This window comes from Ruegeria sp. CF5 (genome assembly GCF_056537325.1).
Genome location: NZ_JBQFRI010000002.1, coordinates 313,869 through 338,374 on the forward strand (window position 1 = coordinate 313,869; position 24,506 = coordinate 338,374).

The following is a 24,506-nucleotide window of genomic DNA, read 5'->3' on the forward strand; positions in this document are numbered from 1 at the left end:
AACACACAAGTGGTCAGCCTGAAAAAACCAGAACTTTCACCGGCAGAATAATCGCCTGACCACGAATGACGATGGCATTGGCGATCCCCATTCCGTCGACGATTTGCGTGACAAACGCCCGGAAGCCCGAGATTTCACCGTTTTCCCGCTGCGCGGCCCGATTGCTGTAAGCCACACCGACGCAAGCACTGCCCAGAGGTATATCCGCCACCTGCTCGGGATAGATCGGGGCCAGAAACGCTGTGACGGTTCCCGGACGCACCCTGTCCTGCAGGTCCAGCAATGCGTCACCCGGACGAAACTGCCCGGCAGCTATCGCGCCCTGCAACTCGTCCACAACCATCGGGATCACGGACAGAGGTTTGGATGCACAGGTAATCTCTACCAACATACCAGGCTGCAATATGTTTGCCGAGATCTGGCCAAACGCCGCTACAAAACGTCCCTCGCCCGTGGTCTCGGGCACAAGAACACCGGCGGGCCGCAGAATGGGATTGACGATATCCCCCGGTTTCAGAAGGAACTGTTTGACGGTGCCATCAACACTGGCGAACACGGTGGATTTCGCGATCTCGTTTTCCGCCTCGGACAGCACCGCCATTGCCGTACTCCGCTGCGCAGGCAACACCCGCGAAAGCCGCGCTTTGACCGTCTCCAGCCCGGCAAGCGCCGCCTCACGCTGCGCCTCGGCCCGGGCGACGGCCGTGCGCAATCTCTCAAGCTCCTGCTCGCTGACGACTGCGGAATTACGTTCAGCTATCTCCTGCCGCCGCTCCAGATCATCAACCGCCTGAGACAGCTCGGCGTCGATTGCAGCCAGTTGCGCCTCTGCCCCCGCGATCTCGGCGTCGCCCAGCTCAATTGCCGCATCTATTTCCGAGATGCGGCGGCGTGCGGTTTCGGCGGCCCCCTCCTGCCGCGAGGTATCCAGCCGGAAAATCGCGTCACCTGCCCGGACTGCATCATTGTTGCCGACATAAACCTCGGCCACGCGCCCGGCCCTGTCGGACAGAACCGTTACCGTGCGAAACGCAGCCGAGACATTCTTGGTTGTCGGGTGGAACAGAAAGATCACCGTGATCAGCGCAATGGCCAGAATGGCGCACCCGGTCAAACCCCAGCGCAATTCATACCAGACATTGAACAAGGTGATTTCGTGCCCGATCCGCTTTCCCTGTTTGTAGCGCCGGTACAGATAGTCAGGCAGAATGGTTATCAGGGCCGAGAAGATTAGCTCAATCATCCCCGGTATCCCCAGCATCCATCTTAGGTTTCAGCCCGGGAAACACCTCATGCAGGGGAACGGCGGCGATCAGGATTGCGGCGACCCAGAAGGCGTTGTTCAGCGAAAACAATGAAATCAGCCCCAATATGCCGACAACCTGCATCTGGATCTTATGCGCCCCTGCGGCCATCCGGTCCGGTATCGCCTGAACCGTGAAATAGAGCGCGCCAAAGCCCAGCAGGATAAGCGCAAGCACCAGCCCGATAAGCAGCATGAACCCATCCGTTTCACCCGGTGCGGTGACCCAGAACGGTAATCTTTCCATTGCTTCCGGCGAAAGTTGGCCCGACATGGCTTCTTCGGCTCCATATGCGCAATTTTGAATTAGAGCCGGTTTTCTCTGAAAAATCAATAAAGTCGGTCTGACAGGGTCAGTTGCCCATCATCCACTGCCCGTCCGGCCAGAACGCATGAAAGGCAAATGCGAACATCACGTCGTGGGTGACATTCTGGCCCTTGGCGTTGCGGACCCGGATGGAACCCACATCGCGCCCTTTGCCAACGCGCCCTGCATCAAGCGCCGATGCCTGCCCCGGCAACCAGCTGATCGTCACACCGGCCTCGGTCACGACACCGGCGTCGCTGAGCCGGGACATGGGCCACGCCCTCTCACCCACACGAACAACACGCTCCAGGGGATGAGCACCGTGTGGGGGCATCTCCCCGGAATATAGGAATGGACGGCGTGAGGTATCGTAGCCGCGATACGGGTTGCGGCCATAGTCGCGGTTGTGCGCAGGTTCGGCCATCACCAGACCATTGGGGTTGCGGCCACGAAACTCGGCCCAGCTTTCCATCCAGACCGGCAATGCCTTTAACTGCGTACCCGTCAGACGACCCACAATCGCCTCACCGGTTGCCTGCTGCCACCAGCTTTGAGTTTCCCGGTCATACATCACCATGTCCGAGTTGCGCAGCTTGCCGGAAACGCCAAAGGTCAGAACGCCGCGCGGTGTTCGGCGATCAAATACGATGGCCGAGTTGCACAGCGGGCAATAGGTCACGGCAACCAGCTTGTTGCCGATCCGATCGTTCACGATCTCGTGCCACATGAGATAACGGATCGGATAAGCGCGGGGCGTCTGACCGCTCAGCTCCACCGTTATAACCGCTTCTGCTTTTGCAAGGCCGGATTTACCGGAGGCACGAACAAACTTTGGATCGCTTAATGCGGGAATGCCATCTTTTGGCGGGCCGCCGGATTGAATCTCTGCCCAGCTTTGAATGGTGGTCTTTCCAAAGTCCGTATCCGGCCACTCACCCCGCCAGGCCCCGGGATTGGCCTGCGCGGACACGGCCAACAGGATCAGCGCGACTGCAACGATGATGCGCATGGTTTGCTCCGACTTCGCGGACTATCGTGAACCAGCAATCGAACCACAGCCAGACCGTAACACGCAGACGTGAAAAGTTGTGCAACGGGTCAGGCAAAAATTCTTGGCTTTGATTTGTAGATACTCGGTTATCATTCGGCCCGCGTATCACGCCCCAAAAGACAAATTCCGGGAGAAATATGAACCGGGGGCATCTGGCCCCAGTGAAAGGGAGATGAAGATGTTCAAGCTGATTGCAACCGTTGCAGCCGGATTGGCCGCAACCTCGGTTATGGCCGAGGACCAATGGCTTTCAATCCCGGAGCCACCCGCGATGCCCGAAGCAGTTGAAAGCGGCACCGCCGAGTTCAACGGTATAAACATGTACTATGCCACCTATGGAGAGGGCGATGGGGACCCCGTTCTGCTGATCCATGGCGGATTGGCGCATGGCGATATCTGGGCTGCACAGGTCGCGGACCTGTCGCAGGACCACCGGGTCATCGTGGCGGATACACGTGGTCACGGGCGTTCGACCAATGACGGCAGCGCCTATACCTACGACCTTCTGGCGCAGGATTATCTAGCGCTTCTGGATCACCTGAGTGTGGACAAGGTGCATCTGGTTGGATGGTCTGACGGGGCAAATATCGGCTACGTGATCTCGACCACCTCTCCTGATCGACTGGCAAGCCATTTTGCACATGCCGGGAATGTCAGTCTGGACGGCATCGACCCGTCGGTCGAGACCAACGAAGTCTTTGGGGCTTATGTCGGCATGATGGCGCAGGACTACGCGGAAATGTCCCCTACCCCTGATGGTTTCGAAGGATTTATGGGCGGCGTCGCAACCATGTGGGGTACCGAGAAACCCGGCGGGTTGGACTCACTTCAATCCGTGACCGTCCCCACACTTGTTGTGCAAAGCGAACATGACGAGGCCATTCTGGAAGCACACTCAAAGGCGATTGCCGAGGCGATACCAGAAGCAAATCTGCTGATCTTAAAGGATGTCAGTCACTTTGCCTCGTTTCAGGCGCCCGAAGCTTACAATCAGGCGATCCGCGACTTCATCGACCAATAACGCCGCGATGTGACCCGGCGCTTGTGCAAGCGCCGGGATCAGGATTCATTCGGTCACAGTGACCTTTTTCATCACGTCAGGTTGACCGACCACGGCCCCGTTCTGACCAGTGCCGCGCTTGATTGCGTCAACCACGTCCATGCCGTCCGTGACCTTGCCAACGACCGTATATTGGCCATCAAGGAACGGGCCAGGAGCGAACATGATAAAGAACTGCGAATTGGCACTGTTGGGGTTCTGCGAACGCGCCATGCCGACGACACCACGATCATAGGTGATATCCGAAAACTCGGCAGGCAGGTCCGGGCGGTCCGAACCGCCGGTTCCCGCGCGGCCCATGTCACTGCCCAGCTTGCCATGTTCCACGTCGCCGGTCTGGGCCATAAACCCGTCGATCACGCGATGAAACACGACACCGTCATACAGGCCTTCGCTGGCCAGCGCAGTGATCTGCTCCACGTGCTTGGGCGCTACATCGTCGAACAGGTCGATGGTGATTGTGCCATTCGCCTCACCCTCAACCTCGATCTGCAAACCTGTCGCCAGCGCAGGGCTGGCCATCAGGGCAAATACGGCAGCCAGTTTACGCATCTGCGGCCACCTTGACACTGATCATGCGGTCGGGACTTGCAGGTGGCTCGCCGCGCACGATGGCATCCACATGCTCCATCCCGTCAATCACACGGCCATAAACGGTGTATTGCCCGTTCAGGAAGTGGTTGTCCTTGAAATTGATGAAGAACTGCGAATTGGCCGAGTTCGGGTTCTGCGAACGCGCAGCGCCCAGCGTGCCCCGGTCATGCGGCAGTTTCGAGAATTCGGCCGGAACGTTCGGCAGCGACGACCCGCCGGTTCCCGCCATGCGCAGGTTGAACCCGTCTTCCATATCACCGTGCTGCACATCGCCGGTCTGTGCCATAAAGCCGTCGATCACCCGGTGAAAGGCCACGTTGTCATATTCACCTGCGCGCGCCAGTTGCTTCATGCGCTCGCTGTGCTGAGGGGCAACATCGGGCAGCAATTCGATGACGACATTGCCGTCCTTCAGTTCGATGATGATTGTGTTTTCGGGATCCTTGATCTCGGCCATCTGGCCCTCCTGTCGTTTGGTATTGCGCAAATACCTATGCGCCGGGCGCGCGAATGCCAAGTGACGCATTGACCTGAGGGCAAAATGCAGGAAAAGAACCGCCCAAATCTGATGCAAGCGGCGGAGTGAACGCGATGGGCTGGAAAACACTGGACGACATGGACCTGAACGGCAAGCGCGTGCTTGTACGCGTGGATATCAATGTGCCGATCGTGGACGGCGTGGTGACCGACTCGACCCGTATCCGCCGCATCATCCCCACCGTGCGCGACATCATCGCAGCGGGTGGTAAGCCGATCCTGCTGGCGCATTTCGGCCGCCCCGGCGGCGAGCGCCGTGAAAACCTGTCGCTGAACCAGCTGATCCCGACCCTGGAACGCGCGTTCGAAACCAAGGTTCTGTTTGCCGCCGATTGCGTCGGTACGGCAGCGGAACTGGCTGCCGGAGAATTGCAGCCGGGCGAGGTATTGCTCCTGGAAAACACCCGCTTCCACGCTGCCGAAACCAAGAACGATCCCGACCTAGCCGCTGGCATGGCCCGGCTTGGCGATGTCTATTGCAACGATGCCTTTTCCGCCGCGCACCGGGCCCACAGCTCGACCGAGGCCATCGCGCGGCTTCTGCCTGCCTGCGCAGGCCGTTTGATGCAGGCCGAACTGGAAGCGTTGGAAAGCGCGCTTGGTGCTCCCAATCGCCCCGTCACAGCGGTTGTTGGCGGCGCCAAGGTTTCCACCAAGCTGGAATTGCTGGGCAACCTGATCGAAAGGGTGGATTACCTTGTGATCGGTGGCGGCATGGCCAACACCTTCCTCGTTGCCAAGGGGCTGAATGTGGGCAAGTCTCTGGCCGAACGCATCATGAAAGACACCGCCGCCGAGATTCTGGCCAAGGCCGAGGCATCGGGATGCAAGATCATCCTGCCCAGCGACATCGTGGTTGCCGAAAAGTTCGAATCCCACGCGCCGCATCAGGTTCTGCCCGCCGATCAGTGCCCCGAAGAAGGGCTGATCCTGGATGCAGGCCCTGACAGCATCGACGCAATCGTCGAGATTTTTGAGCAAAGCCAGACCCTGATCTGGAATGGTCCGTTGGGCGCGTTCGAGCTTGAGCCGTTCGACGCAGCAACAAACGCCGCAGCACTCAAGGCCGCGGCGCTGACCCGTGCGGGCAAGCTGATATCGGTTGCCGGTGGTGGCGATACAGTTGCGGCCCTCAACGCGTCGGGTGCGGCAGGCGATTTTTCCTACATCTCCACCGCTGGCGGTGCATTTCTGGAATGGATGGAAGGTAAGACATTGCCCGGCGTCGCCGCGCTGGAACAATAACTCCGAACAAACAGGCGCCCTGCCCGGGGGGCCTGAACTATCTATTTCGAATCATTTGACATCTTTTTGCGATTTCGGGGATTCACAACCCGAATCACCTGTGACATAGTGCTGACAGATGCCCGAAAAGGGCACGTTATTGAGGCAGACTTCATACGGCGGTAAACAGAGTGTCCCGTTCCCATCGGCCCGGTTTGGGCGCAGCGTTGTTCTTTGCAGTGGCATTCATGCTGGGTGTTTATTTCACCTTCGCTGCCGTGCAGGGCGACTATGGCCTGTTCCGTCGGGTCGAGATCGCTGCGGAACGGGACGCCCTGTCACGCGACCTTGCGCGGCTGGATGCAGAAATCGCAAGGACAGAAAACCTCACCCGCCGCCTGTCAGACACCTACCTTGACCTCGACCTGCTGGACCAGCAGGCGCGCTCGGTTCTGGGCCTGATCCGTGCAGACGAAATCGTCATTCGCTAAAGCGTTTCACGAACTGGCTAACCCTCACCAGATCACCAATGTGTCTTAGGCGCTAAGTTCATCTGGGTGTCGTTTTTTCAGGTCTTTTATTAACCGCAGCAAGCAACCCGCCGCCCCGGACGACGCTGCGTCACATTTCCCCTCGCCAGACGCCGCGAAATGCTTTATGAGATAGTTTAACGCTAAACTATCTTGCCGTAAGGGGGAGATCGCCACGATGGCCGCGCGAAAAACCACAAAGAAACCAAACGTTTCAGCGGATGAGCTGAAACACTACTACCGCGAAATGCTGCTGATCCGCCGATTCGAGGAAAAGGCTGGCCAGCTGTATGGCATGGGCCTGATCGGCGGTTTCTGCCACCTTTATATCGGACAGGAGGCCGTTGTGGTCGGCCTCGAGGCTGCGGCCGAAGAAGGTGACAAGCGCATCACCTCGTACCGCGATCACGGCCATATGCTGGCCTGTGGTATGGACCCGGGCGGCGTGATGGCCGAACTGACCGGGCGCGAGGGCGGGCTGTCCAAAGGCAAAGGCGGCTCAATGCACATGTTCTCGAAAGAGAAACACTTCTACGGTGGCCACGGCATCGTTGGTGCACAGGTTCCTCTGGGCGCCGGTCTCGCCTTCGCGGACAAGTACAAAGGCAACGGTCGCGTGACGTTTACCTATTTCGGTGACGGCGCCGCGAACCAGGGTCAGGTCTATGAGACCTTCAACATGGCCGCCCTGTGGGACCTGCCGGTTATCTTCGTGATCGAGAACAACCAATACGCCATGGGCACCGCTCAGGCGCGCTCGACCTCGACCAAAGACATCTATCACCGCGGCGAGGCATTCGGCATCCCCGGCGAAATCGTCAACGGCATGGATGTTCTGGCCGTGAAAGAGGCCAGCGAAAAGGCCGTTGCCCACTGCCGCGCTGGCAAGGGGCCGTATATCCTTGAGGTCAAGACTTACCGCTATCGCGGCCACTCGATGTCCGACCCGGCCAAGTACCGCACCCGCGAAGAGGTTCAGAAGGTGCGCGAACAAAGCGACCCGATCGAACATGTGCGCGAACTGCTGCTGTCCGGCAAACACGCGACCGAGGATGATCTGAAGGCGATCGATAAGGAAATCAAAGAGATCGTCAATCAGGCCGCCGAATTCTCGAAAGAAAGCCCCGAGCCGTCGCTAGACGAGCTCTGGACCGATATCTACGCCTGAGAGGACGAATAAGACATGGCAACCGAAATTCTCATGCCCGCCCTTTCGCCCACGATGGAAGAAGGCACATTGGCCAAATGGCTGGTCAAGGAAGGCGACACCGTGTCGTCCGGCGACATCATGGCCGAGATAGAAACCGACAAGGCCACGATGGAATTCGAGGCCGTCGACGAAGGCATCGTTGGCAAAATCTTGATCGCTGAAGGCACCGAAGGGGTCAAAGTGAACACCCCCATCGCGATCCTCGTCGAAGAAGGCGAAGACGCATCCGCCCTGCCCTCGGCTGCGCCCGCAGCCGAAGCGGTGGCAGACGCCGACCCTGCGGCGGCCCCGGCGCCCGCTCCTGCCGCAGCAGCACCCGCTGCACCGGTCGTTGACCACTCGCCTGACTGGCCAGCAGACGCCGAGATGAAATCGCAAACGGTCCGTGAATCCCTGCGCGATGCCATGGCCGAGGAAATGCGCGGTGACGAAGACGTCTATCTGATGGGCGAGGAAGTCGCCGAATATCAGGGCGCCTACAAGATCTCGCAAGGTTTGCTGGACGAGTTCGGAAGCAAACGCGTGATCGACACCCCGATCACCGAACATGGCTTTGCCGGTATCGCGGTTGGGTCCGCCTTTGGCGGTCTGAAACCGATTGTCGAGTTCATGACCTTCAACTTCGCCATGCAGGCGATTGACCAGATCATCAACTCTGCCGCCAAGACGCTCTATATGTCCGGCGGTCAGATGGGCTGTCCCATCGTGTTCCGCGGCCCCAACGGTGCCGCCGCGCGTGTGGCTGCCCAGCACAGCCAGGACTACGCCGCGTGGTACATGCAGGTCCCGGGCCTCAAGGTTGTCATGCCCTATTCGGCGGCTGACGCCAAAGGTCTTCTGAAATCGGCGATCCGCGACCCCAACCCGGTGGTCTTTCTGGAAAACGAAATCCTATACGGCCGCTCCTTTGACGTGCCGCAGGTGGACGACCTGACCGTCCCGCTGGGCAAGGCCCGCATCTGGCGCGAAGGTTCGGACGTGACCATCGTCAGCTTTGGCATCGGCATGCAGTTCGCGTTGGAAGCTGCCGACAAACTGGCCGAGGAAGGCATCAGCGCCGAGGTGATCGACCTGCGCACCATCCGCCCGATGGACACCGGCGCGATCATCAACTCGGTGATGAAAACCAATCGCCTGGTAACCGTCGAAGAAGGCTGGCCACAGGGTTCCGTCGGCAGCTACATCAGTTCCGTGGTCATGCAGGAGGCGTTCGATTACCTCGACGCGCCGGTCATCAACTGCACCGGTAAAGATGTTCCGATGCCTTACGCCGCGAACCTGGAAAAGCTGGCCCTGATCACCACCGATGAGGTGATCGCCGCCGTCAAACAAGTGACCTACCGGTAAGGAGCGACAGACAGATGCCCACCGAAATTCTGATGCCCGCCCTTTCCCCGACGATGGAGGAAGGCACCCTTGCCAAATGGCTGGTCAAAGAGGGCGACACCGTCTCCTCCGGTGACCTGCTGGCCGAGATCGAAACCGACAAGGCCACGATGGAGTTCGAGGCCGTTGACGAAGGTACAATCGGCAAAATCCTGATCCCCGAGGGCACCGAGGGGGTCAAGGTCAACACCGCCATCGCGGTTCTGCTGGAAGATGGCGAAAGCGCCGATGATATCACGGCGGCACCGGCCAAAGCCCCCGAGGCGGCCCCAGCCGCTGCGGGTAATGAGGCCGCCGCGCCAGCAGCGTCCGAGGCACCCGCCCCTGCCCCGGCAGCTCCGACCACTACAGCCGGTGGCCGTGTCTTCGCCTCGCCGCTTGCCCGACGCATCGCGGCCCAGAAAGGTCTCGATCTGGCGCAGATCAAAGGCTCCGGCCCGCATGGCCGCATCGTCAAGGCCGACGTCGAAGGTGCAACAGCCACCGCTCCGGCCCCGGCTGCTGCACCGGCAGCTGCTGCGGCAGCGCCCGCACCGGCAGCCGCTCCGGCCGGTCCTTCGGCAGACATGGTCGCCCGCATGTACGAAGACCGCGAGTACGAAGAGATCAAGCTCGACGGTATGCGCAAGACCATTGCCGCACGCCTGAGCGAAGCCAAGCAAACGATCCCGCATTTCTACCTGCGTCGCGAGATCAAGCTGGACGCCCTGCTGAAATTCCGCAGCCAGTTGAACAAGCAGCTGGAAGCGCGCGGTGTAAAGCTCAGCGTCAATGATTTCATCATCAAGGCCGTCGCCAACGCGCTGCAACAGGTTCCCGAATGCAACGCCGTCTGGGCTGGCGACCGAGTACTGCAACTGAAACCTTCGGACGTCGCCGTTGCGGTCGCCATCGAAGGCGGTTTGTTCACCCCGGTCCTGCAGGATGCTGACACCAAATCACTGTCAGCCCTCTCGACCGAGATGAAGGACCTTGCCGCCCGCGCACGCGAACGCAAGCTTGCCCCGCATGAATATCAGGGGGGCACCTTTGCGGTTTCCAACCTCGGCATGTTCGGCATCGACAATTTCGATGCAATCGTGAACCCGCCCCATGCCGGAATTCTGGCCGTCGGTACGGGTGCGAAGAAACCGGTTGTCGGGGACGATGGTGAACTGACTGTCGCAACCGTAATGTCGGTTACCATGTCGGTCGATCACCGGGTCATTGACGGGGCGCTTGGGGCCCAGCTGCTTCAGGCCATTGTGGACAATCTGGAAAATCCCATGGTCATGCTGGCCTGAGCCTGCACGCATACAACAAAAAAAGCCGCCTCTTTCACCGAGGCGGCTTTTTCTTTTCCAGGAACGTTACTGGTCCTTGCCCAGCATGTGATCCATTGAGATTGCGGGCTGATCGCATCCGGCCTCGCCCACGATCTTAGCCGGAATTCCTGCCACCGTCTTGCAGGGAGGAACCTCCTGCAGCACCACGGAACCGGCGGCGATCCGGCTGCAATTCCCAACCTGTATGTTGCCCAGCACCTTTGCACCGGCACCGATCAGAACACCGTCACCAATCTTGGGATGGCGATCTTCCTCTTCCTTGCCGGTTCCACCCAGCGTCACCGAATGCAGCATCGAGACATTGTTGCCCACAACTGCGGTCTCACCGATAACGATGGAATGGGCATGATCGATCATGATCCCCTGGCCAATCTTCGCAGCCGGATGAATGTCGATGCCGAAAATCTCCGATGACCGCATCTGAAAGAAATAGGCCAGATCGTGCCGCCCTTTGCGCCACAGCCAATTGGCCACGCGATAGGCCTGCATCGCCTGATATCCCTTGAAGTACAGAATCGGTTGCAGCAAGCGGTGGCAGGCCGGGTCGCGCTCGTACACCGCCATCAGATCGGCCCGCGCCGCATCAATGACGCGATGATCGTCCGCATAGGCTTCGTCCACGATTTCGCGCAGCACCATCATCGACATCTCGTTCGAACACAGCTTGGCCGCAATCCGATACGACAACGCCCGCTCAAGGCTCTTGTGATGCAGGATACAGGCGTGAACCAGCCCGCCCATCAGCGGTTCCTGCTCAACAGCCGCATGTGCTTCTGTCGTGATGCGATCCCAAACCGGATCGACAGGTGTCAGATTTCTGCGCGTTTCAATCATGGCTTTTGGTCCTTTGCTGCGCCTAGAATAGCCATCTAGGGGCAAAAAGGCCAAACGCAAACCCTTGATATGCGTCACAACAGAAATGAATGAGAAAGATCTGAGAGAATTCGAAACCCTGATCCACAGACAGCTGGCTGAATTGGAACAAAATTCCAACGCCGGGCTGGACGCACATGCCGTCGTTCAGCTTGATCAGCAGGCCGTTGGCCGTCTCAGCCGGATGGACGCCCTGCAGAATCAGGCCATGGCCAAGGCACAACAGGCCCGCCGCGACGTTGAGGCCAGCCGCTTGCACGCCGCGCTTCAGCGCATTGAAGAAGGCGAATTCGGCTATTGTGACGACTGTGGCGAAGAGATTCCGCATGGGCGCCTGAAACTGGATCTTGCGGCCAGCAAATGCGTCAGCTGCGCCTCTGGCTGACCCTGTGCCGGATCAGACACCTCAGGACGGTTTCAAAGCAACTGCAGTATTGCAGGTCGTCGAAATTCGGCTCGTCCGGCAGGTTCCGCAACCTCGCTACCGCCATCAGTGACCCGTTTCCGAACCGCGGATGCAGCTTACCGTATCGCGCCACAAATCGGTCGGCGATCTCGGCCTGCCGCAACAGGCGGAAACACAGGCCCTCGCGCTCTGCGGGCGGCACGGACAACAATGCCCGCGCCGCCGCGCTGATATCCCCATGAAGAACCGGTCGCATGGTCCGGTTACTTCACCGTCAGTTTTGCGAACGCACCCGGCCCGTAAGTGGCCGAGACCTGTGCAACTTCAACCACATAGTCGCCGGAAATCCCATCTTCGGCCTGTTTGGACAAGCTGTACAACCAGTTGCGGTCTCCGATGACGATCTCTCGCCGAACTTCACCGTTCTTGCGGATACGCAGAATGTAGGATTCGCTTTCTTCACCCAATGGCACGTCCAGCCCGGCCCAGTCGTCCCCGTCAACACGGGTACGCCGTATCCACGAGAACCGGGTACCACCGCCCGTAAGCCGCGCAGACAGATGTGCCGGGGAATAGGGCCTCAGGCCATTGCCCTCGAACGCCTCGACCAGATGGGTATACGACCGGTTGTTGTATCCGCGCCTTGCCGGTCCAATACGATAGTTCTTGGCCACACGGCGTTCCGAACGCAACAATCCGGTCTGATACACCCTGTCATCCAGCAACACGAACATCGACCCGACGGGCCAGACATTCGGCATCATCGCATCCGTGCCCAATTGTCCGCGCAACCGACCTGACAGCTCGTAAATTCCCTTCCCTTGCAACATCGCGTTGCTGAACTGAAAAACCTCCCAGTTTCCGGTGCTGCCGTCACCGATGGCCGCCAGATTGGCACCGTTCAGCAGGGTCGGGCGCGGGCGGGATTCCAACACCCCGTCAATCAGATTGACCCGCAGCGCGGCCCCTTCATCCCAAAGCCCGGGTGTTGCCCGGATCAGGGGCGTTTCCGTAAACCCGATCACGGCCTGGCTGGCGATGACCTCGCGCAGCGCATAGTCTTCGTCGTTTGACGATGCATAGACGGCAACGTTGCCCGGCCACGGATTGGCTGCCACCGCCAGATATGGGGCATAGGGCACTTCGTTACCCGTGATCAGCGGCAGATCCAGAAATACCGGCAAGACCGGCGTGGGCGCCACAAAGGCCTTGGCCGCGACCTCATCTTCAGGCAGGTCCGAGGTCAGATAGACACCGGGCTGAATTCTGACCGCTTCAGCCAGCTGCATTTCGGCCTGCTCAATCCGGTCGATCCGGTACAGCCCGCCCTGCTCTCCTGCTCTGGTTTCCGGAAGGCGAACAACGTCACCCGCACCCAGTTCCATCTTTGAAGGCGGCAAGGCAAACCGCGCCGTCTCGCGCGAGACGCGCGCCTCGCTGAGCCACCTTTCCACGGTTTGCCGGCCTTCGCTGCGTGTCATGGACAACGGCATTTCGTTGACCGCGACGGCATGGGTTTCGGTATCCGGCAGAACCACCTCTTCGGCGATCACGTCATGATCCGCATCCGACTGGACAAAGCGCAGCCTCACGCGCCCGGTCATCTGCGCTTCGGCCTCGCGCACATGTTCGACGTCGCCGTCGATTTCCGAATTGATTGCAAACTCTTCCGGCGCGATGTCGACGGCGTTTCTTCCGTCGCGCATCCGGAATCTCAACGCGCCATCCCGCTCAATCGCATCGAACCCGTAGCGCAACATCAAAGGCTGCAAGGCCGAGCGCGCGTCGGTCACGTCCTCGATCACATAGCCCCGGACGATGCCCCACAACCCGGAAACATCGATCTGCGTAACACCTGACGCATAACAGATTTCCGCCACGACCGATGCCAAGGTCCGCGACCCGGACCGCCCGTTCAGCCAATGGCCACGGGCATAATTGGCACCATCGCTCCACAACCCACGCAAATTGGGAAATGTCGGATAGGGCCGCGCATCCCACGCCCAGACATAGGCGTTGGTCAGGTCGATCATGCGCCTGCCATAGACGTCGGACATCGGGTTCTTTCCGGGTGCATTCCAATATCCCAAAACGGCCCTCAGGTATTGAACCTGCATAAGATCGTCGCGCAAGCCATTGGAGTATTTGGGATACTTCGATTCCGAGGACTTGGGATCAATGAACTTGTTCGGCTGGTTCGTCCCTTTGTCGATGGCAGCACATCCCAGTTCGGTGAACCAGATCGGTTTCGATTTCGGCTTCCATGCTGTCCGGTTGGGCTGCCGGACGCCGTTTATCCGCTCGTGATGCGGTTTCGACCACCAGTTGCGCAGATCCTTGTAACGCCAGACCCAGGGCTCCCCGTGATCGGCATCCTCGATGGGTGTGCGAATTTGCGCATCGGACTGATCCGACCCCCGATAATACCAGTCGTATCCTTCGCCACCCTCGATATTGCTTTGCAGATATTTCAGATCATAGATCGATCGTGCCCCGGCAGCGGCATCCAGATGATCGTCGCCATCCCGCCAGTCGGACAGCGGCATGTAATTGTCGATCCCGACAAAATCTATGTTCTCGTCCGCCCACAACGGATCCAGATGGAAATACCTGTCGCCGCTGCCATCGTCAGGCTGATACCCGAAATACTCGGACCAGTCCGCCGCATACCCGATCTTGGTGTTCGGCCCCAGCAAAGCCCGCACTTCAGCTGCCAAAGATCTAAGTTGCGCAACCGCAGGAAACCCCGATGCGCCCCGAATTTGGGTCAAAGCCCGCATCTCGGACCCGATGCAGAACGAATTGACACCCCCAGCCGCCGCACACAGTGCTGCATAGTGCAGAATGAACCGTCGCAGCCCCCATTCATGTGGCCCGTGATATGTCACTTCACCATCGCCGATCACAAAATCCGACGCTTTCGCCGTTCCAAAAAACTTGGCCACCTGCGTATCCGCCGCAGCCGTCTTGTCGGGCGATCCTTCGCGGCCCGGTGCTTTGCTCAGCGTGATGCGCCCGCGCCACGGCAGGTGCGGCTGGTGTTCGGCATCCGACCACGGGTCGGCCAAACCGTTGTCCGTAAGCTGATCCATCAGGATAAACGGATAGAACATGACACGCTTGCCCTGACTCCTGAGGTGCTGAATAGCCTGAACAACCGAGCCATCGGCGGGCGTGCCACCATAAACCGGACGCTCATCGACCAGTTTGACCTTTTGCGCAGCAGACCGGGTCTGACCGGCGACCTGCCACGGCATCGTGTCCCCCTCGACGTCGCCCCGCACGACCTTGGGCCGTATCTGGCACGCGTTGCACCGCAAGTCGCTGCCGAACCATGACACGATCAGCGAGGCCGCCTCGCATCCCGGCAATTCGCGTCGCAGGGCGCGTGTTGATGCCACCAGATCCGACAGGCCCGACGGAGAGTTCATATTGGCCGCCCAGGACCGCCCCTTGCCTTTGGTATAGTTCATCTGATCACGCGCCAGCGTGTATTCACCCGTGCCGGGCATCAAGGCCACACCCTTGATAATACTGGCCAACCTGTCCCCGTAGCCGGGCATGCCCTTTTGCTCTTGCCGGACCACTTCGAACGAGAACTGGGGAACGCGATTGCCGAAACGGCCCAGCGCCAGATCTTCGATCACCACATACGCCGTCCCGCGATAGGCAGGCACCTTGCCGACACCCTCGGTCGCTTCGATCAGCGGGTCGGGCAACTGGCCCTTCGTCCCGTGATATATCCGCATGTTCAGATCTTCATGGGCCAGTTCCTCGCCATCCGCCCAGATTCTGGGGATATCCGCGATTTCGCCCGTTCCCACCGCAATCGCCAGCGAGACCGAATAACTGTAATTGTGCGTGGTGGTTGTCGTCGTAACCTCGGGCTGCTTTGGCGTTCCCTTACCCCCACCACCGCCTGTGGTCTGAGACGCAGTCGTCGTGGTCCGCGTTTCCAGAAATTCCGAGGCCCAGATCACCTGTCCACCGACCCGCATCCGCCCGAAAACCGTGGCCATTGGCGCGCCTTCGCCCGTTTCTGTTAGACGGAACCGGTCCAGACGGCCGGTTTCGACAACCTCGCTGCCGCCGCCCATCACTTTCTGGCTCATCATCCGCTGGTCGATCAGGCGGCCAACGGTTGCTCCGACCGCCCGGCCAATGACCGCGGTTGACAACCCGGCCACCGTTCCACCGATTGACCCACCGAGTGCGGCACCCGCCGCCGATAGAATGATTGTCGCCATCAGCTTACCCCCTCGGGAAATTCGAAACGCGCCACCACCCGGCGGCGCCACGGCTCACTCAGCGAGTTTTCGACAACGCCATGCCCGGAATAGGCATGAATGAAACGCGGAGCTTCACCCGTTGCGCTGACGATCCCCAGATGTTTGGCCACGGCCACATCGCGCATCCGGAACAGCAGCACATCGCCAGCCTCCAGATCAGGGCCGGGTTTCTCGACCAGATGGCGACGGGCTGCATCCCACAACCGCTCTTCGCCCTGCGGCTCGGACCAGTCCGTGCTGTAAATCGGAACCGCCTCGGGCTCGTGCCCGACCAGCTCCCGCCAGACGCCGCGCAGCAGGCCCAGACAATCCGTTCCGGCCCCCTTGACCGACGCCTGATGCACATAGGGGGTTCCAAGCCAGCTCCGCGCCTCATCGACTATATTCTGCCGTGTAATTGTCACCGCCTGCTTCCCCCGTTGTTGGGCTGGCCCTTCTTGGGCACCGCCATCACCCAATCCTCGCTGGGCAGGTCCGGAAAACCCTGAAAATTCAAAATGTTTTCGAATTTTGTTCGACAAGTCGGCATCCGCTTGTCGCATCCGGCAATCAGCCGTGCCTGATCACCGACAGCGACGCCGCCGCCTATCGACTGCCACAGTTCCACGGTCCGCACGCCCTTGCGCAGCCTGTCATGCTTGATCGTCCCCCACAGCCCCTTGGCGCTGCCCGAGATGATCTCCAGCCGTCCCCGTTTGAACCAGCCGCTCTGAAAACGGCCCATGCCCCCAAACCGGAAAATGCCACCTTCTGCCACCTGAAGGATTTCGGCCTTGCCCGAAAACTTTGGGTCCGAGATGTTGATTTGGCAGTTCTCGTCGCCAAGCACAGCTGTACAAGGCTTTTGATACACGCGCCCCAACGGGCGGTTCAGCAGATCAGTCAGCCCGCGAAGCTCGGCATGAAAGGCACCACCACCGCGCCGCAATTCACCGATTGATCCCCGGAACTGCAGAATACGCTGACTGGTATCGGCCCAGTTCACCAGCCACGCACGCACTTCGGCTGCATCGAACCTGCCGGCTTCGATATCCTCTTCACGCACCGCAGCGTCAGAGATCGCGCCCATCGCCTCGGCATTGTCAATCGACAACCCGGTCGCCTGCTCAACGGCCGAGGCCGTCAACCCGGTATTGGCCTTGAACGTGACCCCGGCAAAGCTCAGCTCCAGATCGTGATCGGTAAAGCCGTGCACCACCCCATCCTTCCGGGTGATGGACCAGCACCGGCACAGCGTGGTCAGGCCGGTTTTGACATGTGCGTAAAGGGCGTTTTTCTTCAACTCCATCAGACCCGCACCTCCACCACCGGTACATTCGGCACATCGCCTGCCTGAAAGCTGGCGACACTGGTCTGGATCTTGTCGGTATCAAAGCGCACCGGCACGTCGAACTCGAACCCGGCTGTGATCTGCACATCCTCGGCAGGAGGGTTGAACAAGGTGATCACGCCGGTCGTCAAATCGACGTTAAAATCCACGCCCTCTTTCTGCTCGTCCTGGTCAAGTCCGACCCGCACGGTGCCGAGAACCGGTTTGACGATGGGCCGCTCATAGCTGAACCCGCCCGAGGCGTAGGATTTGCGCAGCTGAAAGGAGGTCTGCGTGCCGTCCCCTCTGCCGATCACCTGATCCTGCATCGATACATCCGCCGTGGCCGCGCCCGATTTGAAATCCGACCAGTCTTTCCAGCGAAATCCGAACATCTGTCCCTGCCGGGCCTCAAAGAACGAAATCAGCGCCTCGACATCGTCAAGCGAGCGCATCCCGACCCCGGCGTCGTAACGTCGCCGCGAATGCGCCCAGGGGGTGTTGCGTTCTTCGAAACCATTGGCCAGCGTCACGATATCCGTCCGCCGTTCCGGTCCCCCAACCGAGCCAAAGCTCAGATTGGCCGGAAACCTCACCTCGTGAAAGTTCATGCCTTGCTCCCCGAATTACCTGTTGCGATTGCCGCGCCCCAGCGCCCGGCTCATCTGTGCTGCGATCTGTCCCTGACTGCGGCGAAACCCCTGGACGTCAGGGGTTGTGATGTTCATCACCACGTTGACGGCGCGCCCCGCCCCCGAGTTCCGCACCCCCAGCTTGCCATCCGGTCCGCGCGCCAGCGGCATGATCGCTTCTGGGCCCGCTTCGCCCATCAGGCCGACACCGCCGCGCATCGGAAAGGTGGTGGGGCCGCTGACCACGCCGCCATTGGCAAACGGCATCACCCGGCCCTGCGCAAAACTGCCGCCATCCGCAAAAGGCAGAATGCCCTGAACCAGACCGCCAACCGTATTGGCCAGCATCCCGCCGAAATGATCCGTCACCGGCTTGATCGCGGCCGCATAGGCGGTCTGAATCATCGAGTTCTTCAGCACATCCAGCGCGTCCGACAGGCCCATGCCATCCAGCACCACGCCGTCGAATGCCTTGCGCAGACCGCTGGACATGCCGCGCTCCAATGTGGCCGCATCCTTGCCTGTCTCGGCAAAGGCTGACCGAACCCGCTTCATCTGGGTGTCAAAGGCCGCCGCCATCGTCGCCGCATCGCCCAGCGCATATCCCAGCGCCTCGCCACGTTCCTGCAGGTCGTCAAAACCGTCACGCTCCGTCATCACGCTCTCCTTGTTCCTTGTCCGGATAAGCCGCCAGCAGCGCATCCAGCCCGGCCCGGTTCATCGCCGGCATCCCCGCGCCCTGCCCAAGCATCAGCCGCAGCTCGGCCGGGGTCAGACGCCAGAACTGATCCGGAGCCAGACGCAAGCCGACCAACCCGGCCCGCATCAGGGCTGGCCAGTCGAACCCGCTCATGCCCGTTCCGGCACCATGAAGGCCCGCGCCAGCAGTTCAGCCGCTGCCCGCGCGCCCGCCATGGGGCCACCCTCAATCCCGGCGCTCAGCAGATCGGCGCGGGTGACATCCGCCCCGCCGCCCCGCAACCCGGCCACGATCAGCGCCAGCACATCACCGCTGGAGTAAACCCCGCCCTCGAACCGCTGCACCAGCTCCACCAGTGACCCCGCGCCCAGCTCCTGCTCCAGTTCCGCCAAAGCACCCAGGGTCAGCTTGAGCACCCGCTGCTCTCCGTCGATGGTCAGCGCCACCTCGCCCGTCCACGGATTGGCCATCAGAGTGCCGTAAAGCTCAGCGCACCGGCGCTCGCCATGCTCATCTCATAGGTCGCCTCGCCATTGTGCGAGCCCGCATATTCGATGCCGGTCACCTGAAACGGCCCCTCGACGATGCCGAAATCGGGGATGATCACCTGAAATGCCGGGGTTTCGCTGTCAAAGAACAGCTGCCGCGCGCGTTCGTCGGTTCCCTCATCCCGGAACACACCCGAACCCGAGATCGAGGCCGACTTGACCCCCGCCCCCGACAACAACTCACGCCAGCCGCCCTGACTTTCCAGGCTGGTCACATCCACGCTTTCTGCGTTGAAACTGATCCGCGTGGCACGCAGTCCCGCGATGGTCTCGAACAGACCCGTGCCGTTCATGTCCACTTTGACCAGTAGGTCTTTACCGTTCTGGGCACCCATATGCTCTCTCCAATGATTGCTTAGTTGTCTTCCACGCGGGCGCGGAATCTCAGATCGATCTGGCGGATCGCGCCGCCGGTTCCCGTGCGCCGGGCCGAGGCGCGTTCAAACCACAGCCCTACCAGGCGACCCCGGTCGAGCGTCAGTGATGCACCCTCCAACGCATCACACACCGCCCCGGCCAGCGTCTTGGCCGCGCCGAAACCGGCAGCCCCGGAAACCACTGACACCGTGAACCGATGCACCGCGCCACCGCCCGACCGGTCCGAGGCCTCTCGCACCTCCTCCGGCCCAAGCGTCACATAAGTCTGCGGCAGCGATCCGGCGGGCACCGCGTCATAGATCGCGCCACCTGACAGGGTGCCGACCTGCGCATCCCCCGAAAGCTGCTGAAACACCGCTGTCTGCAAAGCAGCCGATACGCCATAGCTCATGCCGCCACCTCCTCATCCGCGAAACAGGTCAGGTACTGGCCACGCCCATCGCGTTCAGCGACCGCGCGGATAACAAAGCGGCGGTCGCCTTCGCGAAACCGCTGATCCGGCGCGGGCCGCATGGCCGACCCCTCGGGCGCACCCCGCACAACGATGCGATAGCTGACCCGTGACACCGGTACCCCGGCAACCTGCCGCTCAGCCCCGCTGCGCGCGGTAACCTCGGCCCAATGGGTGCCCAACGCCTGCCAGCTCTCGGTGTACCCACCGGACCCGTCGGCTGCGCGCACCGGTGCCTCCAGCACCAGTTTCCTGTTCAACCTGGGCGTCTTCATTGCGCCACCCCGGCACCGAACCGCACCATCCGATAGCGCTGGATCAGGCTGGTCACGCCAAATGGCATGCACCCGTCACTCAACGCCGTTTCGTCGCGGTATTCGTAATAATGCGCCGCCAGCAACAGCACCGCCTGCCCCAGATCGGCAGGCAACCCACCCCAATCAGGCGCCATCCCGGCCGTAATTGTGATCTTCACTGACCCGCCCGTGGCGATCATCGGCAATCCTGAACCTGCAGGGCGCAACCGGGGCCGCTGCAAATCCCGTTCCAACCTGTAGGCATCCGCTGCCACCGCAGTCTCGGCACCCGCAGCATCCGTAACCATTACCGCGTCAACCGCAGTTACAGGAGCCACCGGCAACACCTCACCCGCGTGATCGCGCCAGCTGTTCAGGCTCCACGAAAAATTGCGCCCGATCAGTATTTTGCCGGTGCGCGCCTCAATCGCTGCAATCGCCGCGCGCAGGAATCCCTTTAGCACTTCGTCCTGCACATCGCCTTCGGCAAACCCCGTGCCCAGCCGCAGATGCGCCTTAAACTGATCCACCGGCAGCGCCGCATCCGCGATGGCGGTTTCTTCGATCAACATCATCCATTCTCTCCGCAATCTCGGACCCCTCCGGGGGCCGCATCCTTGGAAAATGACGGGCACGCGCCGCCCCACGTTGCTCGGACGGAGGGGAGCAGCTAGACAACGCAGGGGATCTCACCCCGGCCCGCGCCCGCCGCCCGAGGGGCGCAAAGCCCCCCGGATCCGTCACCGCTTAGGCGGTGCCGAATTTCACCAGCTTGATTGCAGCAAAGTCGCTGACGTCGCCGCCCACGCGTTTGGTCGCGTAGAACAGGACATGCGGCTTGGCGCTGAACGGATCGCGCAGCACGCGCAGATCGGGGCGCTCGGCGATGGTATAACCGGCCTGGAAGTCACCGAACGCAATCGAGAAGCTGTCGCTGCCCGCGTCCGGCATATCCTCGGCGATCAGCACCGGATAACCCATCAGACGCGCAGGCTCACCCGCAGCCAGACCATCCGACCACAGGAAGCGGCCATCGCTGTCTTTCAACTTGCGGATCACACCGGCGGTTTTCGAGTTCATCACGAAGGTGCCATTGACGCGGTACTGCGCGCCCAGCGCATAGACCACATCGACAATCGCATCCGCATCGACACCGCCGTCAATTCCTGTCGGCACATAGCCAAGATTGCCCCACGCCCAGACATCATTGTCGACCTTGGCGTGATCCAGAATACCCTTCGGCTTGTCGGCACCGTCACCCGAGATGAACGCCGCAGCCTCGGCACGGGCGAACTTGTCCGCGATGCGACCGGCCAGCCAACCCTCGACGTCAAAGGCACTGTCATCCAGCAGGCGTTGCGACGCTTTGGGCAGCGCGCTCAGCTCGTGCAGCGCGATGGAAATCCGGTCAATCGACGGCGTCGCCGTCTCGGTCGCGGCTGAGGTCTCATCCGCCCAGCCAGCGCCCACGTCGGTATGGTCGATCAGCACGTCAAACGAGTTCGCTTCTACATTCACCACCGACGCAATCGAACGGATCGAGGCAGTGGATTTCAGCACCGACTTAATGATCTCGGCAGTCTGCGGATCGACCAGATAGCCGCCATCGCTGTTGACAGCACTGGACAGCGATTTGGCCTCCATCTCAAGGCCGCGCAGCCCGTCATCGTCACCCGAACGCACATAGGCATCAAAGGCCTTTTGGTGCGGTGCGCCTTCGGTGCCCGAGGCCGCAAGATGCGGGCGTGCCGCGATAGTTGATTTACGATCCAGCATGGTCAGTCGCTCTTCTGTCTGTTGCAGTTTGGTTTTAACTTCAGCCTTCAGGCCCTTGAATTCATTCACGAAGCCAGCCATCGCCTGCTTCACCTCCTGAACCAGGGGCGCACCCTCTCCGGTCAAGGCCGGAATCTCGGTCTTGCTCATCAGCACTTCCTTGTTTGGGTGGGATTGAGGCGCGCTAGGTCCGCGCCAGCTCCTGCCGGGCGTGATCAAACACCTCGGCAATACTGCGCCAGGTGTTCTCGGCCTCGGGGTCCGTCCCCTTTGCCGCCACCCGCGCACTGGGAAGCATCGGGAAGGTCACCAGCGACACCTCCCACAGCTCCAGTTCGGTCAGGACCCGTTGGCCCTTGTCATTCGTCACGGCCCGTTTTGTGCGATAGCCAATCGACAACCCGTCGATGGCCCCGGCCCGGATCAGCTCCGCTGCCTCACGGCCCTTTTGCGTCGCCTCCAGCAGACGCCCTTTGACCCATAGGCCCTTGTCGTCCTCACGCACCTCGTCCCACACGCCGATCGGCTGCGCCGGGTCGTGCTGCCACAGCATCTTGACCCGCTGGCCTGCCTTCTCCAGCCCCGCCAGCGAAGCACGATAGGCCCCGTTCTGTACCACGTCGCTGCCCTGATCCACTTGACCGAACAGGCTGGCATACCCTTCGATCACGGCATCTTCGGTTACCGACAACCCGTCTCCAAACCGCGCGAACTTGTGTTCCAAATCCATCAACTTCTCCATGTAACTCGCTGAACTCATGGCGTTACCACCAGAAACGACTGAAACGCCTGCGCCAGAATTACCGCCGCCACACCGTAGACCGTCAGCCACAACCGCCGCTCAAGCCGCTCCATCATGTCCTCGATCTGATCCAGCCGCCGACAAAGATGCGCATGCTGGATCTCGGCCACCCGCTCATGCGCGGCCAGACGCAGGCCCGGCGCGCAGTCGAACGGCGGATACCCCTCAGCCATCGGCGCGCTCCGGCAGCCCCAGCAGCGCCCGCTTTTCCGCATCCGTCAGGAACTCGGCCCCGCTGACCCGCGCCCATTGCGCATCGCGTTCTGCCGACAGCGCTGGCACCTGATCCAGATCGGGTTTCAGCACCAACTCCTCGCCGGTAAAGGCTGACAACCACTCCGACACCGCCGCCGCCACCCGCGTCACCAGGGGCAAAACGGTCAGGCGATAAAACGCCCGGTTGGCCTCCTGATAGTTCGAATAAGTCGCGTCGCCCTGAATTCCCAGCAGCATCGGCGGGACCCCAAAGGCCAGCGCGATCTCGCGGGCGGCGGCTTCCTTGGTCTTCTGAAACTCCATGTCGGACGGCGAAAAGCCCATCGGCTTCCAATCCAGTCCCCCTTCCAGAACCATCGGCCGTCCGGCATTCCGCGCCCCGCGATAGTTCTGCTCGATCTCGTCGGACAGGCGGCGGAACTGATCCTCGGCCATCACCCCATGGCCATCACCGCCCTTCCAAACCAGCGCCCCCGAAGGCCGCGCTGCATTGTCCAACAACGATTTCGACCAGCGAGACGCGCTGTTATGCACATCAATCGCCATCGCCGCCGCCTGCATCGGCGAGAACCCGTAATGGTCGTCCTGCGGGTGGAACGATTTGATATGACAGATATTTTCCGTCGCGAACCGGTGCGTCTTTCCCCCCGCCGTATAATCATACGCCCTGGGCCAGCCATCCGCCCCCGGCACCACGCTCATCCGGTCCGAGCGCAGAACATGCAGCTCAACCGGCAAGCCCTCCTCGGCTTGTACCGCCTCGACGTAAGCGTTGCCTGACAACAGCAACTGCCCGAACAAGGCCTCCATCAGTTCAGCCCGCCCCTGCGCCGCATTCGGACGCCGCATCAAGCTCAGGATCGGGTGCACATCATAGCGCTGCGCCTGATCCTGCAGGACCAAGGGCAAAGCCGCCGCCGCCTCGGCAATCAGTTTGACCGAGCGAAACCCCACCGGGTTCCCCGAAAACCCCGTCCGCGTCAGCGACACCGCATCCCGAGGGCTCCATGCCACGCGACCACCCGTCTGCCACGCGACCACCGGCCCCGCAGCGCTCGCCTTTGCCTCCGGCGCTTCCCCAGCCGATCCACGACGCAAGAAATCGAATACCATCTGTGCTCCTTTCTGCCGCCGCTCTGCCCGGCTTGTTGAAAGGAGTTATGAGGGAAAGAAGTTTAGGGCTTGGGAACAGTGCGTACGGGCGGTGCGCAACAGCAATCTCGACCCCTTGCCGCGATCCAATCCAGCTACGAATTCAACTGGTTGCTTTGTGGACAGAGCTGACCTCGACAGCATCAACATC

Annotated in this window: 29 protein-coding genes; 7 read left to right on the forward strand and 22 right to left on the reverse strand. The window is 60.9% G+C overall.

Features of this window, described 5'->3' with window-relative positions:
* Positions 1–13: 13 nt before the first annotated feature.
* The 3 genes from ACR0NW_RS07745 to ACR0NW_RS07755 all read right to left on the reverse strand — a co-directional run bounded on the left by ACR0NW_RS07745 (position 14) and on the right by ACR0NW_RS07755 (position 2,619).
* The gene (locus ACR0NW_RS07745; RefSeq protein ID WP_480449873.1) at positions 14–1,243 is read right to left on the reverse strand and encodes an HlyD family secretion protein; all 1,230 of its coding nucleotides are present in this window, start codon (positions 1,241–1,243) and stop codon (positions 14–16) included.
* A complete protein-coding gene (locus tag ACR0NW_RS07750) occupies positions 1,236–1,577 on the reverse strand; it encodes a hypothetical protein (RefSeq protein ID WP_480449874.1) in 342 nt (113 codons plus the stop codon). The genes ACR0NW_RS07745 and ACR0NW_RS07750 overlap by 8 nt, the downstream gene beginning before the upstream one ends.
* A 79-nt stretch (positions 1,578–1,656) precedes the next feature.
* The gene (locus tag ACR0NW_RS07755; RefSeq protein ID WP_480449875.1) at positions 1,657–2,619 is read right to left on the reverse strand and encodes a DUF3179 domain-containing protein; all 963 of its coding nucleotides are present in this window, start codon (positions 2,617–2,619) and stop codon (positions 1,657–1,659) included.
* 220 nt (positions 2,620–2,839) lie between these two features.
* Between ACR0NW_RS07755 and ACR0NW_RS07760 the strand changes: the two genes are divergently transcribed.
* A complete protein-coding gene (locus tag ACR0NW_RS07760; protein ID WP_480449876.1) occupies positions 2,840–3,682 on the forward strand; it encodes an alpha/beta fold hydrolase in 843 nt (280 codons plus the stop codon).
* A 45-nt stretch (positions 3,683–3,727) separates the two neighbouring features.
* Here ACR0NW_RS07760 and ACR0NW_RS07765 read toward each other — a convergent pair whose 3' ends face one another.
* Both ACR0NW_RS07765 and ACR0NW_RS07770 read right to left on the reverse strand, forming a co-directional pair.
* Positions 3,728–4,273, reverse strand: coding sequence for a peptidylprolyl isomerase (locus tag ACR0NW_RS07765; RefSeq protein ID WP_170651960.1), 546 nt, complete (start codon positions 4,271–4,273; stop codon positions 3,728–3,730).
* Positions 4,266–4,772: a peptidylprolyl isomerase gene (locus ACR0NW_RS07770; RefSeq protein WP_480449877.1), complete on the reverse strand. Its 507-nt coding sequence runs from the start codon at positions 4,770–4,772 to the stop codon at positions 4,266–4,268. Before ACR0NW_RS07770 ends, ACR0NW_RS07765 begins: the two co-directional genes overlap by 8 nt.
* A gap of 134 nt (positions 4,773–4,906) precedes the next feature.
* Here ACR0NW_RS07770 and ACR0NW_RS07775 point away from each other — a divergent pair, with 134 nt between their 5' ends.
* The 5 genes from ACR0NW_RS07775 to ACR0NW_RS07795 all read left to right on the forward strand — a co-directional run bounded on the left by ACR0NW_RS07775 (position 4,907) and on the right by ACR0NW_RS07795 (position 10,485).
* A complete protein-coding gene (locus ACR0NW_RS07775) occupies positions 4,907–6,097 on the forward strand; it encodes a phosphoglycerate kinase (protein ID WP_480449878.1) in 1,191 nt (396 codons plus the stop codon).
* Between the two features lie 170 nt (positions 6,098–6,267).
* Positions 6,268–6,567 (forward strand): septum formation initiator family protein, encoded by a 300-nt coding sequence (locus ACR0NW_RS07780; RefSeq protein ID WP_170651955.1) that lies wholly within the window; start codon positions 6,268–6,270, stop codon positions 6,565–6,567.
* Between the two features lie 217 nt (positions 6,568–6,784).
* Positions 6,785–7,774 carry a pyruvate dehydrogenase (acetyl-transferring) E1 component subunit alpha gene (gene pdhA, locus ACR0NW_RS07785; RefSeq protein WP_480449879.1) on the forward strand — a complete coding sequence of 330 codons (990 nt, stop codon included), beginning with the start codon at positions 6,785–6,787 and terminating at the stop codon, positions 7,772–7,774.
* A 15-nt stretch (positions 7,775–7,789) separates the two neighbouring features.
* Positions 7,790–9,163, forward strand: a complete 1,374-nt coding sequence (locus ACR0NW_RS07790; protein WP_480449880.1) for a pyruvate dehydrogenase complex E1 component subunit beta — start codon at positions 7,790–7,792, stop codon at positions 9,161–9,163.
* A gap of 14 nt (positions 9,164–9,177) precedes the next feature.
* Positions 9,178–10,485 carry a pyruvate dehydrogenase complex dihydrolipoamide acetyltransferase gene (locus ACR0NW_RS07795; RefSeq protein ID WP_480449881.1) on the forward strand — a complete coding sequence of 436 codons (1,308 nt, stop codon included), beginning with the start codon at positions 9,178–9,180 and terminating at the stop codon, positions 10,483–10,485.
* 66 nt (positions 10,486–10,551) lie between these two features.
* Here the strand turns inward: ACR0NW_RS07795 and cysE are convergent, their stop codons facing one another.
* The gene (gene cysE, locus ACR0NW_RS07800) at positions 10,552–11,361 is read right to left on the reverse strand and encodes a serine O-acetyltransferase (RefSeq protein ID WP_480449882.1); all 810 of its coding nucleotides are present in this window, start codon (positions 11,359–11,361) and stop codon (positions 10,552–10,554) included.
* 85 nt (positions 11,362–11,446) lie between these two features.
* Here cysE and ACR0NW_RS07805 point away from each other — a divergent pair, with 85 nt between their 5' ends.
* Positions 11,447–11,785, forward strand: a complete 339-nt coding sequence (locus tag ACR0NW_RS07805; RefSeq protein ID WP_480449883.1) for a TraR/DksA family transcriptional regulator — start codon at positions 11,447–11,449, stop codon at positions 11,783–11,785.
* Here the strand turns inward: ACR0NW_RS07805 and ACR0NW_RS07810 are convergent.
* The 16 genes from ACR0NW_RS07810 to ACR0NW_RS07885 form a co-directional block, all read right to left on the reverse strand.
* Positions 11,766–12,062 (reverse strand): DUF7742 family protein, encoded by a 297-nt coding sequence (locus ACR0NW_RS07810; protein WP_480449884.1) that lies wholly within the window; start codon positions 12,060–12,062, stop codon positions 11,766–11,768. The two genes, ACR0NW_RS07805 and ACR0NW_RS07810, sit on opposite strands and share 20 nt — an antisense overlap.
* Positions 12,063–12,069: 7 nt before the next feature.
* Complete coding sequence (locus tag ACR0NW_RS07815; RefSeq protein WP_480449885.1) at positions 12,070–16,053, reverse strand: baseplate multidomain protein megatron; 3,984 nt, start codon at positions 16,051–16,053, stop codon at positions 12,070–12,072.
* Complete coding sequence (locus tag ACR0NW_RS07820; protein ID WP_480449886.1) at positions 16,053–16,499, reverse strand: NlpC/P60 family protein; 447 nt, start codon at positions 16,497–16,499, stop codon at positions 16,053–16,055. Before ACR0NW_RS07820 ends, ACR0NW_RS07815 begins: the two co-directional genes overlap by 1 nt.
* Positions 16,496–17,383: a DUF2163 domain-containing protein gene (locus ACR0NW_RS07825; RefSeq protein WP_480449887.1), complete on the reverse strand. Its 888-nt coding sequence runs from the start codon at positions 17,381–17,383 to the stop codon at positions 16,496–16,498. The genes ACR0NW_RS07820 and ACR0NW_RS07825 overlap by 4 nt, the downstream gene beginning before the upstream one ends.
* Complete coding sequence (locus ACR0NW_RS07830) at positions 17,383–18,015, reverse strand: phage distal tail protein, Rcc01695 family (protein ID WP_480449888.1); 633 nt, start codon at positions 18,013–18,015, stop codon at positions 17,383–17,385. The genes ACR0NW_RS07825 and ACR0NW_RS07830 overlap by 1 nt, the downstream gene beginning before the upstream one ends.
* 15 nt (positions 18,016–18,030) lie before the next feature.
* Entirely contained in the window at positions 18,031–18,693 is a 663-nt protein-coding gene (locus ACR0NW_RS07835; RefSeq protein ID WP_480449889.1) for a phage tail tape measure protein, read from the reverse strand.
* On the reverse strand, positions 18,680–18,889 hold the full coding sequence (locus ACR0NW_RS07840; protein ID WP_480449890.1) for a rcc01693 family protein: 210 nt from the start codon (positions 18,887–18,889) through the stop codon (positions 18,680–18,682). The genes ACR0NW_RS07835 and ACR0NW_RS07840 overlap by 14 nt, the downstream gene beginning before the upstream one ends.
* Positions 18,886–19,206 (reverse strand): gene transfer agent family protein, encoded by a 321-nt coding sequence (locus ACR0NW_RS07845; RefSeq protein ID WP_480449891.1) that lies wholly within the window; start codon positions 19,204–19,206, stop codon positions 18,886–18,888. Before ACR0NW_RS07845 ends, ACR0NW_RS07840 begins: the two co-directional genes overlap by 4 nt.
* Complete coding sequence (locus ACR0NW_RS07850) at positions 19,206–19,619, reverse strand: phage major tail protein, TP901-1 family (protein ID WP_170651927.1); 414 nt, start codon at positions 19,617–19,619, stop codon at positions 19,206–19,208. The genes ACR0NW_RS07845 and ACR0NW_RS07850 overlap by 1 nt, the downstream gene beginning before the upstream one ends.
* A 20-nt stretch (positions 19,620–19,639) precedes the next feature.
* Positions 19,640–20,053 carry a DUF3168 domain-containing protein gene (locus ACR0NW_RS07855; RefSeq protein ID WP_480449892.1) on the reverse strand — a complete coding sequence of 138 codons (414 nt, stop codon included), beginning with the start codon at positions 20,051–20,053 and terminating at the stop codon, positions 19,640–19,642.
* Positions 20,050–20,388: a phage head closure protein gene (locus ACR0NW_RS07860; protein WP_480449893.1), complete on the reverse strand. Its 339-nt coding sequence runs from the start codon at positions 20,386–20,388 to the stop codon at positions 20,050–20,052. Before ACR0NW_RS07860 ends, ACR0NW_RS07855 begins: the two co-directional genes overlap by 4 nt.
* Positions 20,385–20,984 carry a head-tail connector protein gene (locus ACR0NW_RS07865; RefSeq protein ID WP_480449894.1) on the reverse strand — a complete coding sequence of 200 codons (600 nt, stop codon included), beginning with the start codon at positions 20,982–20,984 and terminating at the stop codon, positions 20,385–20,387. Before ACR0NW_RS07865 ends, ACR0NW_RS07860 begins: the two co-directional genes overlap by 4 nt.
* A 172-nt stretch (positions 20,985–21,156) precedes the next feature.
* A complete protein-coding gene (locus ACR0NW_RS07870) occupies positions 21,157–22,335 on the reverse strand; it encodes a phage major capsid protein (protein ID WP_170651919.1) in 1,179 nt (392 codons plus the stop codon).
* Positions 22,336–22,369: 34 nt separating this feature from the next.
* Entirely contained in the window at positions 22,370–22,915 is a 546-nt protein-coding gene (locus tag ACR0NW_RS07875; protein WP_480449895.1) for an HK97 family phage prohead protease, read from the reverse strand.
* Between the two features lie 26 nt (positions 22,916–22,941).
* The gene (locus ACR0NW_RS07880; RefSeq protein WP_170572321.1) at positions 22,942–23,160 is read right to left on the reverse strand and encodes a GTA head formation protein, RCAP_rcc01685 family; all 219 of its coding nucleotides are present in this window, start codon (positions 23,158–23,160) and stop codon (positions 22,942–22,944) included.
* Positions 23,153–24,316, reverse strand: a complete 1,164-nt coding sequence (locus tag ACR0NW_RS07885; RefSeq protein WP_480449896.1) for a phage portal protein — start codon at positions 24,314–24,316, stop codon at positions 23,153–23,155. Before ACR0NW_RS07885 ends, ACR0NW_RS07880 begins: the two co-directional genes overlap by 8 nt.
* Positions 24,317–24,506 lie beyond the last annotated feature (190 nt).

Coding starts and splice junctions, on each gene's coding strand:
- ACR0NW_RS07880 (WP_170572321.1), bottom strand. CDS start 23,160: ATGGCTGAGGGGTATCCGCCGTTCGACTGCGCGCCGGGCCTGCGTCTG.
- ACR0NW_RS07775 (WP_480449878.1), top strand. CDS start 4,907: ATGGGCTGGAAAACACTGGACGACATGGACCTGAACGGCAAGCGCGTG.
- ACR0NW_RS07805 (WP_480449883.1), top strand. CDS start 11,447: ATGAATGAGAAAGATCTGAGAGAATTCGAAACCCTGATCCACAGACAG.
- pdhA (WP_480449879.1), top strand. CDS start 6,785: ATGGCCGCGCGAAAAACCACAAAGAAACCAAACGTTTCAGCGGATGAG.
- ACR0NW_RS07885 (WP_480449896.1), bottom strand. CDS start 24,316: ATGGTATTCGATTTCTTGCGTCGTGGATCGGCTGGGGAAGCGCCGGAG.
- cysE (WP_480449882.1), bottom strand. CDS start 11,361: ATGATTGAAACGCGCAGAAATCTGACACCTGTCGATCCGGTTTGGGAT.
- ACR0NW_RS07815 (WP_480449885.1), bottom strand. CDS start 16,053: ATGGCGACAATCATTCTATCGGCGGCGGGTGCCGCACTCGGTGGGTCA.
- ACR0NW_RS07830 (WP_480449888.1), bottom strand. CDS start 18,015: ATGAACTTTCACGAGGTGAGGTTTCCGGCCAATCTGAGCTTTGGCTCG.
- ACR0NW_RS07845 (WP_480449891.1), bottom strand. CDS start 19,206: ATGGCCAATCCGTGGACGGGCGAGGTGGCGCTGACCATCGACGGAGAG.
- ACR0NW_RS07855 (WP_480449892.1), bottom strand. CDS start 20,053: ATGAGCTATGGCGTATCGGCTGCTTTGCAGACAGCGGTGTTTCAGCAG.
- ACR0NW_RS07790 (WP_480449880.1), top strand. CDS start 7,790: ATGGCAACCGAAATTCTCATGCCCGCCCTTTCGCCCACGATGGAAGAA.
- ACR0NW_RS07755 (WP_480449875.1), bottom strand. CDS start 2,619: ATGCGCATCATCGTTGCAGTCGCGCTGATCCTGTTGGCCGTGTCCGCG.
- ACR0NW_RS07875 (WP_480449895.1), bottom strand. CDS start 22,915: ATGGATTTGGAACACAAGTTCGCGCGGTTTGGAGACGGGTTGTCGGTA.
- ACR0NW_RS07850 (WP_170651927.1), bottom strand. CDS start 19,619: ATGGGTGCCCAGAACGGTAAAGACCTACTGGTCAAAGTGGACATGAAC.
- ACR0NW_RS07750 (WP_480449874.1), bottom strand. CDS start 1,577: ATGTCGGGCCAACTTTCGCCGGAAGCAATGGAAAGATTACCGTTCTGG.
- ACR0NW_RS07795 (WP_480449881.1), top strand. CDS start 9,178: ATGCCCACCGAAATTCTGATGCCCGCCCTTTCCCCGACGATGGAGGAA.
- ACR0NW_RS07825 (WP_480449887.1), bottom strand. CDS start 17,383: ATGGAGTTGAAGAAAAACGCCCTTTACGCACATGTCAAAACCGGCCTG.
- ACR0NW_RS07840 (WP_480449890.1), bottom strand. CDS start 18,889: ATGAGCGGGTTCGACTGGCCAGCCCTGATGCGGGCCGGGTTGGTCGGC.
- ACR0NW_RS07835 (WP_480449889.1), bottom strand. CDS start 18,693: ATGACGGAGCGTGACGGTTTTGACGACCTGCAGGAACGTGGCGAGGCG.
- ACR0NW_RS07765 (WP_170651960.1), bottom strand. CDS start 4,273: ATGCGTAAACTGGCTGCCGTATTTGCCCTGATGGCCAGCCCTGCGCTG.
- ACR0NW_RS07770 (WP_480449877.1), bottom strand. CDS start 4,772: ATGGCCGAGATCAAGGATCCCGAAAACACAATCATCATCGAACTGAAG.
- ACR0NW_RS07860 (WP_480449893.1), bottom strand. CDS start 20,388: ATGAAGACGCCCAGGTTGAACAGGAAACTGGTGCTGGAGGCACCGGTG.
- ACR0NW_RS07865 (WP_480449894.1), bottom strand. CDS start 20,984: ATGATGTTGATCGAAGAAACCGCCATCGCGGATGCGGCGCTGCCGGTG.
- ACR0NW_RS07810 (WP_480449884.1), bottom strand. CDS start 12,062: ATGCGACCGGTTCTTCATGGGGATATCAGCGCGGCGGCGCGGGCATTG.
- ACR0NW_RS07870 (WP_170651919.1), bottom strand. CDS start 22,335: ATGAGCAAGACCGAGATTCCGGCCTTGACCGGAGAGGGTGCGCCCCTG.
- ACR0NW_RS07760 (WP_480449876.1), top strand. CDS start 2,840: ATGTTCAAGCTGATTGCAACCGTTGCAGCCGGATTGGCCGCAACCTCG.
- ACR0NW_RS07745 (WP_480449873.1), bottom strand. CDS start 1,243: ATGATTGAGCTAATCTTCTCGGCCCTGATAACCATTCTGCCTGACTAT.